The following is a 16,764-nucleotide window of genomic DNA, read 5'->3' as shown; positions in this document are numbered from 1 at the left end:
GCCAACATTACAATTCTCCAGCAAGACGCAGAGCATTCTGAACTAAAGGCTCGGCAATGCGGAAATCTGCTGCTTCTAAAGCGGTTAGTAATGGTTTAATCTCAGGAATAATACCCTGTTGTTTGGCACGTAAAAGCATTCCGACTGTTCCAATAACTTTTAAACTAAGCTGTTGTGCAATGCGCCGAGCATTTCTATCATCAAGAATAATGAACACATCTTCAATTTCCATTGCCAGTGCTATTGCTTCTGCTTCTCCACTATCAATTTGAGTTTTTAAAGTGGTAACTACTGCTAAATTTTTGACTGCTTGAACTGTTAACCACTCTGCTGATAAACCGACTTCAGCCGCTACGGCACAAGGTATAATCACTGGGAAGAATACTTGAGGCAATATATCTAGTCTGCCAATGCGTTCCAAACCAATTAAACAGGTACTATTAGTTACCGTTTTTTTTATCAAATATTTATCTCCTGTTCTAGTTCCTCGGCTGGATAATTAATTACTGGAATTTCCATTTTTCCCAGCAACTCTATAAATGTTGGTTTGGAATAACCTGCTAATTTGGCAGCTTTTCCTAGTGATAACTTTCCAGTTTCATAGAGTTTAACTGCCAGCAGTAATATTGCTTCGTCTGGAGAAATATATGGGGGTAGTTCTACTGTTAATCGACTCATTTTATTGCCTCTGCAAAAAAATTGGTATTAGATGACTTACAGTTGTTTGTGAACATGGCATAGGTAAACTAACTGCTAATTAAGCTGCGTTGACTTCGCCAAATTGTGTTAAGAATCTGAAGGCCTTGAGAATATAAGTCGCGCAATCTTGTGGTGAAGTATTGTAAAAAGACCGCCACGCATTTGCTTTATCTTCATCATAGCGATCGCCGCGTTCTGGATGTGCATCTAACCATGCTAAACGCACAGCATGACCAATCAACACATCTAGCACAATATATTCTTCGATTTGCAAGCTGGGGTTTTTCGAGGCGATCGCGCCTAGTTCCATTAATGCTTCAATATTAACTTGGCGGTATTCTGGCGCTTCGATTTTATTTAATAAATGCTCCACTCGCAAAGCAAAGTTTTTTTCGCCAGCCGTCATTTCAGATAACATCAATTCGCTATCTAAACGATTACGGCGTTCTAGTTTGTCACCAATTACTAAGCCTTTACAACGTTGCATTAATAGCCAAACTTGCTGAAAGAAGTTTTTTGGGACGCGGTTCAGCGCCCCTTCGGCTTGGCGGAAACGTCTCCAACCACCCGCAGGAACTTCTTCGATTTCTTCCGTAATTGTTGGTTGCACTACCCATTCAATATCACTTTCTTTTTGCTTGACGTGTAATGATTCTTGCTGGCGTAACAAGTTACTCATCCCTGTGTAACCAGTTAACACCTGACGCAAGCGCATTTTAATTTCAAAGGGCGAAATTTCCATTAACTGTTCATAGGCTTCATCTTGGGTAACGCGCAATTCTTGGGCTAGTTCGCTGGTAATTAATAAGATGAGATAGCCTACACGTAAAGTTAACAGCCCTTGAAATAATTCCGGCTCCGAGCGAATCAAAGTCCCCAGATAAAGTATGATTTCTTGTGTCAGTACGCGATCGCGGATATCCTCACGACAGAAATTATTGATTTTCTCGGCAATTTCATTGGGAGGCATTGGTACATTAATTAATGATGCTTCGCTGTACGCCCTCCCCACAGCTATTTGCTTACCCCGAATCAAAATACTGGTGACTGCATCGGATAAAGCAATATCCACCATTTGCAATAAACCCGCAGCCCGACGGACAATTGCCCAGATCCCTAAATCACCGGCTTTGATATAAACTTCATTTAGCAAATCTCCCACTGTGACGCGAGTATTAGGGCCACCAAAACCAGTATCAAAGTCTAATCCTTGCAAACGGGTTAAAGTCTGCAATAACTCAATTTGTTCATAGAGATTTTCTGAACCCCGCAGGGAAGAAAGTAATAATCCCAAATTGGTTTCATACTCCATTTGAAATTCTTGGGTATGTCCTAAGCGCCAACTCTTTCCGGGATGGTAAGCCAAATAACAGCAATGTGGTGCAGCATCGTGCATCGCTGACTGATAAAATTCTGTATCTTGCAAAAAATCTATTCTTTGAATAGCGCCTGTCAGCATTAATTGATTGAGTCTACCTAGTTTGACGCGTACACCATTACAAACACCATCTTTGAGTTCTTGCATCAATTCGAGTAATGCTTCCGCCCCAATTTCTAACATGGTGTGAGTCAACATTAAAGTTAAAATAGGACGACCTAAATCACTCCAATATTTTTGAATATAAGCAAGTTCACTCCTAATTTGATCAATTAAAAAATGGTAATCAAGAGTTAAATAAAACTGTTGAGCATCTAAAAATGACGGCAAAAATACTACAGTTGCACCAGAAATTCTAAAGATCCGCGATGTGGTTAAACTCCGTAATCTTCTGACTGGTCGCCCTGTTAAACCTAGTTTATCGTTGCGTCCAATTTGGGTGTAAATATTTGATAATTCCCCAGCTTTTCTAACTTGAATTGGTTCTATTTGCTTAGGGGTTTGAGTTTCAATGCCATGCACTTCTAGTTTTGCTTGTAAGTCATCATCCTCCGCTAACAAAGCAATTTGTACCAAAGCTTCCCGATTTTTACCAATACTTAAATATCTCCCTAATGGGTCAATATCGCCAACAGCCAGCAAACCTTCACTTAACATTAAACCTAGAAAATATAAACTTTGCGCCCAGACTAGAGGGATATTTTCATTAGGTAAACGCTTTTGCGTTTGGGGTGCTAATTTTTCGGCTTCGACGTTTTCAGCAGGCACATAATAAAGTTCTGGTAATAAATAGCAACCGTCCCGTTCTACTAATAATGATTCCAGCATTTCTTGGTATTGTTGAACTTGCTTTGGCTCATTGCGAAATAGGCCATCTAGCAACAAATAAGTAAAAAATAGTGGCCATTCGCATTCAAGATGCTCAAATTGCTTTAATTCCCAAGGTTCGTAGTGTAAACGCTGGTGATCTTCTAAAACAGTTTGATGTCCGTCACGTAAGAAACGTTTACAGCCGTATTTGCCTTGGAGTTTGTTAATGATATCGTTAAAAGTGCGATCGCGCAGATTAATATCCTCCACCGCAAACGCCGGATAGCTAATAATACTCAACAGCGCCGCATCAATTTCTTTAGAAGCCGATTCTCTCGGTAATAAGGATTCTAATGTACTCCGGGCGCGGGCAATTTCATCAGGTAGCACATGAATTACCGATGCTTGACTTCCCCGTACCCCAAATAAATCGAGTTCATTAATGGCCTCTAGTGCAGCTTTCGCCATTCCCACAGAACTAGCGTTTAACTCCGCACTACCATGATTGATTTTATTCCCCCGTTCCCAAATACCATAATCTGGTGTGCGGTAAGCGCGACCTATATAGTAAACCAAGTTCTGTACAAAGTTTACTTCATCAATCGTATAAATAATCTGCAATCCCGAAGCTGTCATTTGCGCCAGCATCAATATAAATATAGATGTGGCATCCAGTTGCAAATGTCCCCATTCATCATCACCTACTACAATATCGCCAGTCGCAGTATTGTATTTAGCGTGTAAACCATCCAAAGGTGACTGAGTGTGTTTAAAATGCTCGACTTTATGCGCCTGTCGCATCATCGCAAACAGCAACCCACGCATCAGCTTAATCACGCTGTGTTCTAGTTCGTAAGTGCGTCCTTTGTCTTCATCAACTTTGCGATACGCCAGCGCCAAACCCCAAACCGCTAAAATGCTGTAAACATTGTCTCTCACCCAAGCATCTGTATAATCACCGTGAGCCGTAATGGCTGTACTCGCAGGTAGCAAACCAGTAATCGGATTTTGCCGCACTAAGATAATTGTCTTGATTTGCTGGTAGTAATGCTCTAGTCGAGTTTGTAATTCGGTAGCTGTTTTCATACTCATTAAGGGATGCTTGCAGAATTCCAACCTGTAGCTGTGAAGAGAATTTTTTTGTAATTGGTCAGGGTATTTACAGCTAAGAGTAGTAGAGACTACTTATTATCTCGCGTTAGTAGCCATTTAGTTACACAGTTGTGAATGAATTCTCACTAAATCCAAATGTTTTTCACTGGTAAGGCATCTGGTGAAAATGAAGGGAAAGACCTAAAATTTGAGGTTCTAGAAAGAACTTGTGGTAATACAGAATCAAGTTTTGCCGATTTACACTGTTTACACAACAATTTTATTATACTGCGATCGCATCTCGATGTTGTAAGTAAGTCGGTATGAATCACCAGTCTTATTCCAACTACGACCATTTAAGCCCCTCTATTTACTCCCATTCTAGATATTTACATTTTTCATCCTCCACAAACTTACGCAAACTCTGTAAGGTTTTGAGTTTATAGGTGGTGTTTATGTATTCTTCCTTCGACGGTGAATTACCCAACGTATTCAGCACATCATCACTTTCTTGAACAATTGCGTCTCGCAAGAAGTCACTAAACTTTCTCCGGTTTCCACCCTCAAGAACAATGGCAGAAACTTTCACAGTTTCTCCGTCAGGTTTCATCTCTATTTCTTGAGATTTCGCAATGTTGGCAAAGCCTGATTTTTGCAGCCATTCGTAAAAATCGTCTGAAACATCCACTGTATCAATTGTTTCTTTGGCTTGTGAGTAGAATGTGACATCTAGCATTAGCCTTCCTCCAAATTAGAATAGTACGCCTTGAACTTTATGCCGATGGTTCACCCAAAAAAGTGAGTGTTTCAGGCAAAGTCACAAAAAAAATTTTATTTTCTGCCGAATTACTGACTATCACCTACAAATAACTCTTCCTACTTAAGTAGTACATAGAAGTGGATTTCTCGTCCAGATGCCTAAGATAGCGATAGAATCGGGACTTTTAGTTATGGCTGAAGTTTGTAAATCAGTGTGTAATGTGAACATACCTTTGCGGAGACAAAAAGTCTTTTCTATTACTGATTCGGTACTACTGTGGGCGCAAAATTTTAGTTGCTACATGGTCTTCGGTAGAACTCCAAGGGTCGGAGTGCGATTAAGAGTGATATCATAGAAGTCGTCACTGAAGACATCAAAATAATCATCACTACATGAAAGCCGAATCCGTTCGCACTACACTGGCAATCCCACGAGAACTTTTAGAAGCAACTGACAAGGCAGTTTTAGAAGGCAAAGCAAGAAGTCGTAATGATTTTATGGTGCAAGCGTTACGTCGAGAATTAGCAGCACAGAAACGAGCCGCAATTGACGCTGCTTTGACAGAAATGGCCTGTGATCCTGATTATCAAGCAGAAGTACTCAAACTAGAGTCTGAGTTTGCTGCTGCTCAGTGGGAGGCTTTTCTGTTAGAGGAATCCTTATAATGAGAAGGGGTGAGGTCTATGATGCTCGCCTAGAATCAACTGAAGGTTCAGAGCAAGGAGGGACTCGCCCAGTAATTATTGTCAGTCGTGATGCAATTAATTCGTCGAGTCCAGTTGTTTTAGCCGTTCCCTGCACTACGTATCAATCAGGTAAGCGAGTTTATCCGACTCAAGTGTTAATTTTAGCACCCGATGGCGGACTCAAGCGAGATTCGATCGCAATGGCAGATCAAGTGCGGGTGCTATCTAAAACCCGCTTTTTGCGTTTAAGAGGTGCAGTTTCGCATTCGGTAATGGCTCATTTATCTCAGGCTTTGTTGATAGCCTTAGATTTACCTATCCCAGAAGAAGAATAATAAAGAGTAGGTTGGGTGGAGGCGCACAAAAGATATTGGTAACAAGGTAAATCTGTGATTGCGCCGTCACCCAACTGTTGCAAAAATACTTAAAATGTGCTGTGTTGGGTTACACTGCGTTTCACCCAACCTACAGAAATGGCTTGAAAGTTCTGAGTGCTGAGTGCTGAGTGCTGAGTAAAAATGCTAGTCTCACTTTCATACTTGGCTATGAAATAAGTTTCATCGAGACTGCCTCCTGCCTGGTTGGTGAGCGAACTTGTACTGAGCGCAGTCGAAGTAGTCGAACCACTGCCTTCTATGATCACTCTACCCTGAGTCTTCAAACAAACACTCATTAGTGGATGTAAATATTTTGACTTTGTGAAGTTTGCCAGCAAACCTCTACATTTGCTTGACACAAATTTTAGCAATAGTACAATCGACACTAGTTAACGGAAAGTCAGGGTAATCAATAATGTACCTGTACTGAATATCACAAACTTAGTACGTGGTTACTGAAAATTGATCAGATCGCACTATTCCAAGTTAGGATGATCAGTTAGCGATGCCTTGATTTGGCAATCGATATTGAGTTGTTGAAATTTTATGGACAAAAGTCCACAAGACGGCAGTACGAACCTCCTCTAAGCTAGTGAGCGTGTCTCTCGGCGCGGGGGAGGCACATAGGAGGTATTCATGCTTACACAGGACATTCGTGATTCACTGTTCAATGTCTCTGATTTAAATCAGTTGAAATGCGACTTAAATGGGTTACAACCCGTAGATGTCGGTGAATATATTACAAAATTACCAGAAGAACAGAGGGCGATCGCTTTTCGGCTGTTAAATAAAGCTCAAGCAATTGACGTGTTTGAATATCTACCCACAGAAGTGCAGGAAGAACTGATTAACTCTCTGCATAATGTCCAGGTAGCGCAAATTATGGAGGCGATGAGTCCTGATGAACGGGCGGAATTATTTGATGAATTGCCGGCTGGGGTAGTTAAACGCCTAATACAACAACTAAGTCCCGAACAAAGACAAGCAACTGCCACAATTCTGGGTTATCCCGAAGGTACAGCAGGCCGGGTGATGACTACAGAATATGTGCGTTTGCAAGAAGGTTTAACTGTTGGTGAAGCCTTAAGCAAAATTCGCCGTCAAGACGAAGATAAGGAAACAATTTACTACGCCTACGTTACAGATAATAACCGCAAACTTGTCAGAGTCGTTTCGTTGCGTCAGTTATTGTTTACCTTTCCTGATGTCTATATTCGTGATATATCTAGCGATCGCGTCATCAAAGTTAAAACCGAAACGCCGCAAGAAGAAGTCGCCCAAATCATGAAGCGTTACGACTTAATCGCTATCCCGGTAGTTGACAGGGAAGAAAGGTTAGTCGGCATCATCACCATTGATGATGTGATTGATATTTTAGAAGAAGAAGCCACCGAAGATATCCAAAAATTAGCCGGGGTGAGTGGTGATGAAGAAGCCTTATCACCGCCTTTAGTTACCATTCGCAAGCGCCTACCTTGGTTATTGGCAATTATGGGATTGTACATTGGTGCGGCAAGTGCGATCGCCCCTTTTCAATCGGTAATTGCGGCTGTACCAGTATTAGCCGTCATTATGCCAATTTTCTCTAATACAGGCGGAACTGTGGGAATTCAAGCCTTAACTGTGACAATTAGAGGCTTAGGTGTGGGTGAAGTCACATCTAGAGATACCTTCAAAATTCTGCGTAAAGAAATTTTGGCGGGTTTAGGTACTGCTGTGGTTTTAGGCATAACCATGATGGGGCTATCAATGATTTGGGCTAAACCTGAAGAACGATGGGTAGGTTTAGTTGCAGGTACAGTTATGGCTACTAACACAATGGTGGCTGTTACTCTTGGTACTCTCTTACCAATGGGTTTAAAACGGCTGAAACTTGACCCTGCACTAGTGAGTGGGCCGTTAGTCACCACAATGCTAGATACTATCGGCTTTTTAACTTTCCTGACTTTAATTTCTCTAGCTTTGCATGTTTTACACCTACCACAGTGAGTCTACTGATTCTAAATTCCCCATATCTTAACTTAATGTAAAGTTTAATTTCATCACCAAAGAAGTTTGGTATGATATTTTGACGTTAGGACTTACGTAATCAGCTCTTTCAACTCTATTCCCTCCGTTTGCTCTGTGTCCTCTGTTAAACCCCATTTATTGGGTACTCCTGTAGAGTACGAGAAGCCCCTAGCGCATCTAAGGTTTTCCGTACTTTATATAAAAGTCCTAATTTTCAATATTATTGATGACTCTGACATCTATGCTTGGGGTAGATAGCAAGTATTTAACCTCCTACAGCTATTGCATCAATAGTATTAACGCAACCATTCAAGTTTAAGCCTCTCAACAGTGTGGGAAAATCTACCATCTCATACATATAGAGAGTTATTTGACAATATCTGCAACTTATTTTTAAATTTCAGTGCCAAATCTCTATCTTTACAGTGACAATCTAGAAAGATTTGAATCTTGCCCTACTAGGTTTTCCACAAATTACTTCTTGAGAATTTTTCTTAACATTAACTATTGATGAATATTAGCAGTGAAATTTTGTTAACTTTATTTACTAGTTAAAAGTTATGTGCTTTTTGGAAAACATAGATCAGCAAAATGTATCAATTTTGATAACACATAATATTGATTGCAAGTCAACCTGAATTGATACAAAGTTTAAATATTGAAACTGAGTATATAAGCTTCATTATGTGCTTATATTGTTTAAGCAAATTTACTAGCAATATAGAGATAGAGATACTCTATTTCTGTTATGTTATGTAATCAGCTAATTCCTCTAAGTTTGATCAAACTATTGTTGGGTAGGCAATATTGTTGACTCAGTGAAGTAATACAAAGGCCAGGTATGTCATATCAAAGCCTTGATTTTACAGCATTTTGTCCTAATGCTGGCGGTAGGTGTCAAGCACCTAAGCATTTACTTTATGGCTGCATAATTCTTTCTTAATCATGCTTTCTTTAAAGATTTTTTTAACTTCATGATGGCAATAACGGGAATTTAAAGATTACATAAACTAGACTTTAGCGTCACATTAACTTTATAGTATCTTGATTTATTTGAGACAGTTTATGTAGAAATATTTAACAGTATATACTTAATAAAAATTTCCTTTTAGTTTGAAGTTGTAGTAATATACAGTGTAATTAGTTACTCAACTATTTGCGAACTTAAGTTCTAAAGTATTGGGATCAATACTTTGCTTGATTTCTTCGTACTTGGTGACGAAAAAGTTACAGTTCCTCTGCGGAATCTGTAGCCCTGAAATTGTATTACTCCTAATGCGAAATAGATAGCCTTGAGTTTGTATTACTCAATATTAAATAAGCTTGGAACTTAGTTAATGCGAAAACAACGAAGATTTCTTTTATTAATAGTGGGTTTATCTTTAGGCCTGTCGGTACTGATAGGCTATATCAACCCACAAAAAGTCTTCGGTCAGATTGCCTTACCTGACGAAGAAACTTTATTTGCACGCCGACGAGCCGAAGTTGCAACTAACTTTGTAGTTGACCCTCCGAATGGCCGCACCATTCGTCCAGCAGAGCGTATACGTCGTGATACCTTTGGCGACGTAGATTTGGATAGCGGAACAAGATTCAGACCCATTACTACTGTGGCTCAGTTGGATAGATTGGTTTATCCTTCTCTGCCAAATTCAATTAAGGAAAGAGAACTCGAAGGGGCAGAATTTTTTACTACCCCCAACAGAGTTGAGAATGGTTTCGGGTCGATGGCTATGCAAACACGATGTGCAGGTTGTCACCTGAATAACCTGGAGTCAGTACCCAATGAAGGGCTGCTGACAGGTACTTCTACAGTTAGTAGAGCTAACAGAACAACTCCTACTAACTACAGCTTTGTATCTGGTGATACACAAGTTAATGGTGGTAGAGCGCCTGGTAGACGCTTAGATCCTGTCAATCCAGATGGTTCTGTTGACCTAAGTCGTCGTAGTTTAAATACCAGTAACGAACTAGATGCGGTTAACAGTACAGGAAGAACCGCAGCCTTTACAGTATTTGGAGACTTTAACGCTACAGCAACACCTGTCATTTTTGATGCGTTAAATGCTTCTAGTCCCAGTGGTCAAGATTTTGGTGGTTTCTTACAGCACGTACGCCCTCCAAATGAAGAACTGAAAGCGGCTTTTGGTTCTGATATAGACTGTAAACCCGATGCGATTCCCAGCGTTGCAGAAGATAGAAACCTTACTAACTTTGATCGCACCACCGGACGGAGCGCCAGTGGATTTAGACGGGCGATTACCGAACTTGCTGGGCCTCCATATATTGGTCGTGGTTTGATAGAAGCGATTCCCAACGTGGATATTACAGGCGCTTCTGATCCCAACGATGTTAGAGGTGATAATTCTTCCCTCAGAACTAGTTTCTTCCAATGTACTGGTGATTGTGTCACAGGTGTAACCAATACAATTCCTCCCAATGCAACTGTGTCTCCTACCGCAGAAGATCGACTAGCTCAAGGACTGGGACGTTTTGGTTTACGTGCCAACGGTGCGGAAATGATGCAGTTTATCGTTGGAGGTATGTTTGGTAGTCTGAGTATGACTAACCGGATCTCTCCTGTTGAGCAGAATATTGCTAACCCCGCTATTGCTCCCTATAATCGCAACTGCCGCAACCTAGTAGCTGACCCAGAACTTCCTGTCAGCAGACCATTCAGCGAACGTAACTTTATCCGTTCCATCGCTCCACCAGAATTTGGTAGAGAGTTGTTAGCTGTCCTCAGAGCTAAAGATCCTTCTAAAACTCTACCTGGTAACAATCCAGCTGCTAGAGTGCAAAGAGGGGCGCAATTGTTTGGTGTTGACTTGGTTGCCTTTGCTAACCGGACTATTGCTGGTAAGATGCCTAGAGGTGGCGATGGTTTAGATCCGAATGCGATTAACCAGAGCGATCGCATGGTTGGTTGCGTTAACTGCCACACTCCAATTCAAAGAACTGGTCAGTCTCCAGCTACTGGCGACCCATCCTTGGGGCCAGATGCACAAGGACTTATCGATGCTCTTAGCTATCGTTGGGCTCCTCTATTCTCGGATATCAACATCCATAGAGGCCCAGTTATTGATGTTGAAAGATTCTCCCCAATTCCCCGCGATCCATTCCTTGTAACCCGTGCTGACGCATTTGGTCAAAGGTCTGGTGCAGCTACCTTTGCAACTTACGATTTAATGCGTAACTTTGCCAGCGATTCCTTCTCCAATGTAAGAGGTACGGCTACTGGCGATCGCTTCCGTACACCACCTCTGACTGGTATTGGTAGAGTTGGCCCTCCATTCATGCACGATGCGCGTGTCTTCTTAAGTGTCCTTAACCGTGACACAACACCCGCAGGTACTGTAACAACTAATAAAGACGCAACCAACGAACCATTAGTTGTTCGCAATGTAGACGAAGCTCTACTGGCTGCAATTGAGCTACATGACTTACCTGCACCCGATGACTCTAAGACTTCAAAATTGACTGGTGGTGGATGTCCTGTACCTCCAAATGTAGGTGGTAAATACTTCAACAAACTTGGTTATGACGGCGTAGTGAACAGCAGCGATCCCATTGTTATCGACTACGGTGCAAAACCTCAAGATGTCATTTGCCCACAATATAACAGTCCTCTTTCCAACACTCGCAGAAGTGAAGCAAGAGAAGTTATGGCTCGCTTCCGTTCTCTAACACGCGATGATCAAAGAGCAATTATCGCTTTCTTGAGACAGTTGTAAGGCCTCTTTGTTTTGGCTGACATTGAGTGTTTAAAGATTGAATTACAGGGATGTTTTCAAAACGTCCCTTCTTTTTTGTCTTTGACAGGTTGCAAGTGTTCAAATCCCCGACTTTTTGAAAAGTTGGGGATTTGTGACCTTTCATAATTGGTTTATTGGACTAATAGTACAGGTCGGTGTAAATAAACAGACCACACTTCGACTACGCTCAGTGACCATAAGAAATTGCTAAAAGGCTTGTGGTATAGTTATTCTTTCTTTTTACTTTTCCCTTTTTACTTTTGCCTTGTTGTACTAGTTAAAACTCGGTTCCTGTATACCCTGTAATTATCCAGAGAAGGGAACGCAAAAAATCACGCAAAATCAGGTCTATTGGTTCTAATTCAGTGGGTTCAGATGGTACTGAGACAGGAGTAAAAGCAATACCTCGACTACCCAAAACTAAAGTAGCGATCGCTCTTGCTCTAGGCATGTGCAACTGAGAAGTAATTAAGAATATATGGTGTATCTGCTGTTGTTGGAAAACTTCTACTAAGGTGGTAAAGTTAGTTACCGTATCCGTAGCACGATAGTCAAGGTGATATCGCTGATCACTGATTCCTGCGGTATGAAAAATGGCTTTTGCTTGGCGGGGAGGAAGACCAGAAGAAACCCAAATTTGTAGACCTGGATAAAATTGAGCAAACGAAGCGGTAAACTCTTGTCGGTTTGCGCCACCACCGAGGGTTAGAATAGCTTGAGGCTGGGGATTTTGGTAATAAGCAATTGCCAGTCTGACAGGAATAGTAAGCAGTAAAGCGAGAATCAAACCCGCTAGTAACAACATCCATTGTTTTCTCAGTCGGTATATGGACAATTTCATAACTCCTGGTCAGTTTTGCTATCAGAATCAAGATGATTGTGAAATCAAGATGTTGCTAGGTAGAAATTTTAATTAGTCTATAACTATAAGTCTTTAACCTATGAGCAATTCTGACTTCTGTATTCTGTATTCTTAACCCTATTCGATATTAGTCCTCGATGTTGAAACCAAGTGCTATTATTACCTCTGCATACCAAAAGTAAATATTGGTAGAGAAGCAATTGATTGCATCTTTACACCACAAAGCACAGATTTATGCCTACTACCACCTGGAATCGTCATCACGTCATTTCTCTAGCTGACTTTACTGCTGCTGAATACAATACCGTTTTGCAAACGGCTGCAAGTTTTCAAGAAGTGCTATCGCGGCGGACGAAGAAAGTACCAACTTTGCAAGGACAGGTGGTGGCAAATTTATTTTTTGAACCTTCTACCCGCACACGTAGCAGTTTTGAACTAGCTGCAAAACGTCTAAGCGCAGATACCTTAAACTTTGCGGCTTCCACTTCTTCGATGACCAAAGGTGAGACAATTCTCGATACAGCTAAAACTTATTTAGCGATGGGGACTGATATTATGGTCATCCGTCATAAAGAAGCGGGTGTTCCAGATGCGATCGCTCAAGAAATGGATCGGTTGGGTGTGCGAGTGAGTATACTCAATGCTGGGGATGGTCAACATGAACATCCTTCCCAAGCGTTGCTGGATTTATTTACGATCTGCACTTTAGTTGACCGAGATCACCCGAATATAGAAACTTTGGCGGGGAAAAAAATTGCGATCGTTGGGGATATTTTACATTCTCGCGTAGCGCGATCGAATATTTGGAGTTTAGTTGCCAGTGGCGCACAAGTACATTTAGCCGCACCGCCGACTTTGTTACCAAAATTATTTGCTGAGTATATATATAGTGAGAAAAAAGATACACTCAATGGTCAACTATTTTTACATTGGCAATTAGAACCAGCCTTGCAAGACGCAGACTTTGTGATGACTCTGCGACTGCAAAAAGAACGGATGACAGCACATTTACTCCCAAGCTTGCGAGAATATCATCAGTTATTTGGCATTACTCGACAAAAATTGCAACTGTGCAAACCTGATGTGAAAGTTCTGCACCCCGGCCCTGTAAATCGTGGTGTAGAAATTAGTTCTGATTTAATGGATGACCCAGAATTTAGCTTGATTCAATCGCAAGTTACCAGTGGTGTAGCGGTCAGAATGGCGTTGTTGTATTTGATTGGTAGTGGGAAGACTTAATTTTTAATTGAGGAAACTTTGTTTAGTTGGTTTGTCTGGTTTCTTATACATTAATATAACAATATTGATATAATTAAAGTGTAAGCTGTGCCTGAAACCCGTGTTGTTTTCTACCAGGAAGAGGAAGGGGAAGTTCCTGTGCTGAAATGGCTGACAAGACTTTTGCAGGAAGACCGCAAAGGTTATGCAAACTGTGTTGCTCGAATCAAACAACTTACAGCATCAGGATACGAACTTCGTCGTCCGGCGGTTGATTACTTGCGCGATGGTATATACGAGCTACGGGCAAAACATATTCATGTGCAGTACCGCATTCTGTACTTTTTTCATGGTCAAAATTTGGCGATTCTTGCACATGCAATCACAAAAGAAGACGCAGCAGTACCGCCAATTGATATTGAACGAGCGATCGCACGTAAGCTTTTATTTGAACAAAACCCAGAAGTTCACACCTACGTAGAAGAACAAAAAGATGGCCAAGATTAGCGATGCAATCAAAATTATTGACAAAATAACCAACAGTGATTCTGAACTTCAAGCATTAGTAGAGGAAGCCTCAATTAATGCAGAAGTTGCACAACTGATTTATGAAGCCAGAACCAAAGCAGGATTAACACAAAAACAACTGGCGGAACTTGTAGGTACAAAACAGCCTGTAATAGCCAGATTGGAAGATGCTGATTACGAAGGACATTCTCTTTCAATGTTGCAAAAAATTGCTCATGTCCTGAATCAACGGGTAGTAATTCAGCTTACCCCAATAGAACATGAGCAAAGTGCTTGAAGAATAGAGAATACATTACTGAGAAAGCAGAGATGCTTGACGATTAACCACCTTCGTTGAGAATCTCTTGCAAACTGAGTAACAATTCATTCACAGTATAGGGTTTAGCCAAGAACTTCTTGACACCCATTTTAGTGATTTCCCCTAGCTTCTCTTTCGGCATGAGTCCGCTGGTGGCAATAATTTTGACTTGGGGGTTAATTTTTTGTAAGGTACGGATGGCTGTGACTCCATCTAATGAGGGCAACATAATATCCATCAGCACGACACTAATTTTATGAGCATTTTTGGCGTATTGAGCGATCGCCTCAATGCCATCACTAGCAATTAAAGTTTCATAATGATGAGTTTCTAGGGATGTTCTGGTAATTTCTTGAATCGAGGGTTCATCATCTACAATCAGAATCAATTCTCCGTGACCAACTTGCAGTGTGATTTCGTCTTGGCGAAAAATTTCCTGTTCACCCACACTAGGCAAATAAACCCGAAAGCAAGTTCCGTTCCCGACTTGGCTTTCTACACTCACAAAACCGCCGTGACTTTTCACAATTCCCAAAACTGTAGAAAGTCCTAATCCTGTGCCTTGTCCTACAGGTTTAGTCGTGAAAAATGGCTCAAAAATTCGATCTAAAATTTCCTCTGGAATGCCAATCCCGGTATCACAGACACTAATCACTGTGTAGGGGCCGACTTTGGCATCTAAATTCATTCGGGCGTAATTTTCATCAATTAACAAGTTTGCCGCAGTAATCGTTAAAGTACCACCATCAGGCATAGCATCACGAGCATTGACGCAGAGATTCATCAAAACTTGATGCAGTTGGGTACTATCTCCCGAAACCATCCATAACTCAGGTGATAAGTCAAGGCGAACTTCAATAGATTTTGGTAGGGTTTCTTTCAAAATTTTGGCAACTTCGACAATTAAGTGTCGAGGTTGCAAATTGATGCGTTGCCCTTCCACACCCCGCGCAAAGGATAATACTTGTTTAACTAAGTCTGCACCGCGTTTGGCATTAATTTCTAAAATTTCTAATAAATGCTGGGTTCGTTCATCAGCATCAGGGAACTTCAGTGGTAATAGTTGCGCTCCCGCTAAAATTGGTGTGAGGATATTGTTGAGGTCGTGGGCGATACCACTGGCTAAAGTGCCGATACTTTCCATACGTTGGGCGCGAAACAGTTGCGATTCTAGGCGTTTTTTCTCCGTAATATCCGTATCTACTGTTAAAATTGATTGGGGTCTACCTTGGCGATCGCACACCAAACTCCAGCGACTCGCTACTAATACATCTTTACCGGCTTTAGTTCTTTTAGTTAATTCACCTTGCCACTTACCTTTGCTGACGACGTTTAACCAAGCTGCTTCAAATTCGGGGCAAGACTCATCAAATAATAACTCACTCACATTGCTGCCCCAAGCTTCTGATGCTTGCCAGCCATAAAGTTTTTCTGCACCTTTGTTCCAAAATAAAATTTTATTATCTAAATCACGTACACAAATAGCATCTGTGGTGATATCTAATAATGCTGCTTGTTCGCGGATTTTTGCTTCGGCTTGTTTGTTTTCACTAATATCGATACTGGCGCAAGTTATTCCCACAATATCTTGCGACTCATTCCGTAATGGCTCAACAGTCACATCATAATAGCGAATCCCTTGGGGCGTAGTCAGCAATACTTCGGCTCTTGTACCTATTCCTGTGGTCAGGACACCTTGTTTAATGGTAGTTAAATTTTGAGCATCTGCATCTGGGAGCAGTTCTGAATCATGCTTACCCAGCATATCTTCATTTGTCCAGCCAGAAATCGAATTATAAACCCAGGTGTAGCGTAACTCTCTATCTTGATTAAATACAAAAATCGGCGAATTTTTCAGTGCTACGCGAAACCGTTCCTCACTCTGACGCAGTGCATCTTCAATCCGTTGACGCTCAATAGCATAGCGCATCGAACGCACAAGCAAATCACCAGTTACTTGCCCCTTAACTAAATAATCTTGCGCTCCTTCTTGCATCGCGCGGAGTGCTAAAGTTTCGTCATCTAAACCTGTTAGCACAATAATTGGTGTAGCTCTTGCTTGACTAGTAGCCCTTAAAAAAGTGCCAATTCCTTGACTATCAGGTAGAGACAGGTCTAATAACATCAAATCAAAATTATCTTGCGCTAATAAGTTGAGTGCTGCCGACAATTCCTCAACCGGACGCAAATCTACCTGCACTGTCTTGACTTCTTTTAATAACTCCTGTAAAAGAAAAACATCGCCAGGGTTATCTTCGACTAATAAGACTTTTATTAATTCTCCTGCCATT

14 protein-coding genes are annotated in these 16,764 nt (G+C 41.2%); 7 read left to right on the top strand and 7 right to left on the bottom strand.

Translation table 11 applies throughout. The annotated features are described in order from the left end of the window. Window positions 1-7: 7 nt before the first annotated feature. The 4 genes from H6G75_RS24440 to H6G75_RS24425 form a co-directional block, all read right to left on the bottom strand. Complete coding sequence (locus tag H6G75_RS24440; RefSeq protein ID WP_190982527.1) at window positions 8-463, bottom strand: DUF3368 domain-containing protein; 456 nt, start codon at window positions 461-463, stop codon at window positions 8-10. After that, complete coding sequence (locus tag H6G75_RS24435; RefSeq protein WP_190982526.1) at window positions 460-678, bottom strand: UPF0175 family protein; 219 nt, start codon at window positions 676-678, stop codon at window positions 460-462. The genes H6G75_RS24440 and H6G75_RS24435 overlap by 4 nt, the downstream gene beginning before the upstream one ends. A gap of 79 nt (window positions 679-757) precedes the next feature. Further along, entirely contained in the window at window positions 758-3,973 is a 3,216-nt protein-coding gene (locus tag H6G75_RS24430; RefSeq protein WP_190982525.1) for a glycoside hydrolase family 15 protein, read from the bottom strand. A 376-nt stretch (window positions 3,974-4,349) separates the two neighbouring features. Continuing rightward, entirely contained in the window at window positions 4,350-4,715 is a 366-nt protein-coding gene (locus H6G75_RS24425) for a hypothetical protein (RefSeq protein WP_190590593.1), read from the bottom strand. A 416-nt stretch (window positions 4,716-5,131) separates the two neighbouring features. Here H6G75_RS24425 and H6G75_RS24420 point away from each other — a divergent pair, with 416 nt between their 5' ends. Both H6G75_RS24420 and H6G75_RS24415 read left to right on the top strand, forming a co-directional pair. After that, window positions 5,132-5,404 (top strand): ribbon-helix-helix domain-containing protein, encoded by a 273-nt coding sequence (locus tag H6G75_RS24420; RefSeq protein ID WP_190590594.1) that lies wholly within the window; start codon window positions 5,132-5,134, stop codon window positions 5,402-5,404. After that, window positions 5,404-5,760 carry a type II toxin-antitoxin system PemK/MazF family toxin gene (locus tag H6G75_RS24415; RefSeq protein WP_190590595.1) on the top strand — a complete coding sequence of 119 codons (357 nt, stop codon included), beginning with the start codon at window positions 5,404-5,406 and terminating at the stop codon, window positions 5,758-5,760. The genes H6G75_RS24420 and H6G75_RS24415 overlap by 1 nt, the downstream gene beginning before the upstream one ends. 89 nt (window positions 5,761-5,849) lie before the next feature. Here the strand turns inward: H6G75_RS24415 and H6G75_RS24410 are convergent, their stop codons facing one another. Continuing rightward, on the bottom strand, window positions 5,850-6,098 hold the full coding sequence (locus H6G75_RS24410; RefSeq protein WP_190982524.1) for a hypothetical protein: 249 nt from the start codon (window positions 6,096-6,098) through the stop codon (window positions 5,850-5,852). Between the two features lie 340 nt (window positions 6,099-6,438). On the opposite strand from H6G75_RS24410, the gene mgtE reads away from it, so the two are divergent. Together mgtE and H6G75_RS24400 are read left to right on the top strand one after the other, a co-directional pair. Beyond that, complete coding sequence (mgtE, locus tag H6G75_RS24405; protein WP_190982523.1) at window positions 6,439-7,791, top strand: magnesium transporter; 1,353 nt, start codon at window positions 6,439-6,441, stop codon at window positions 7,789-7,791. Between the two features lie 1,358 nt (window positions 7,792-9,149). Next, the gene (locus H6G75_RS24400) at window positions 9,150-11,546 is read left to right on the top strand and encodes a di-heme oxidoredictase family protein (RefSeq protein ID WP_190982522.1); all 2,397 of its coding nucleotides are present in this window, start codon (window positions 9,150-9,152) and stop codon (window positions 11,544-11,546) included. 298 nt (window positions 11,547-11,844) lie between these two features. Here the strand turns inward: H6G75_RS24400 and H6G75_RS24395 are convergent, their stop codons facing one another. Next, window positions 11,845-12,408 (bottom strand): YdcF family protein, encoded by a 564-nt coding sequence (locus H6G75_RS24395; RefSeq protein ID WP_242051630.1) that lies wholly within the window; start codon window positions 12,406-12,408, stop codon window positions 11,845-11,847. A 255-nt stretch (window positions 12,409-12,663) separates the two neighbouring features. Between H6G75_RS24395 and H6G75_RS24390 the strand changes: the two genes are divergently transcribed. From H6G75_RS24390 to H6G75_RS24380, 3 genes are all read left to right on the top strand, one after another. Continuing rightward, window positions 12,664-13,668, top strand: coding sequence for an aspartate carbamoyltransferase catalytic subunit (locus tag H6G75_RS24390; RefSeq protein ID WP_190982521.1), 1,005 nt, complete (start codon window positions 12,664-12,666; stop codon window positions 13,666-13,668). A gap of 87 nt (window positions 13,669-13,755) precedes the next feature. Further along, a complete protein-coding gene (locus H6G75_RS24385) occupies window positions 13,756-14,154 on the top strand; it encodes a type II toxin-antitoxin system RelE/ParE family toxin (protein WP_190982520.1) in 399 nt (132 codons plus the stop codon). Further along, on the top strand, window positions 14,141-14,452 hold the full coding sequence (locus H6G75_RS24380; RefSeq protein WP_190982519.1) for a helix-turn-helix transcriptional regulator: 312 nt from the start codon (window positions 14,141-14,143) through the stop codon (window positions 14,450-14,452). The genes H6G75_RS24385 and H6G75_RS24380 overlap by 14 nt, the downstream gene beginning before the upstream one ends. 43 nt (window positions 14,453-14,495) lie before the next feature. On the opposite strand, the gene H6G75_RS24375 is transcribed toward H6G75_RS24380, so the two are convergent. Next, window positions 14,496-16,763, bottom strand: coding sequence for a response regulator (locus H6G75_RS24375; protein ID WP_190982518.1), 2,268 nt, complete (start codon window positions 16,761-16,763; stop codon window positions 14,496-14,498). Window position 16,764: the final 1 nt, after the last annotated feature.

It is taken from the genome of Nostoc sp. FACHB-280, from assembly GCF_014697615.1.
In the GTDB taxonomy this organism is placed as follows: domain Bacteria; phylum Cyanobacteriota; class Cyanobacteriia; order Cyanobacteriales; family Nostocaceae; genus Nostoc_B.
The sequence above is the reverse complement of the archived record's forward strand: the minus strand, read 5'-3'. Positions and strand labels throughout refer to the sequence as shown.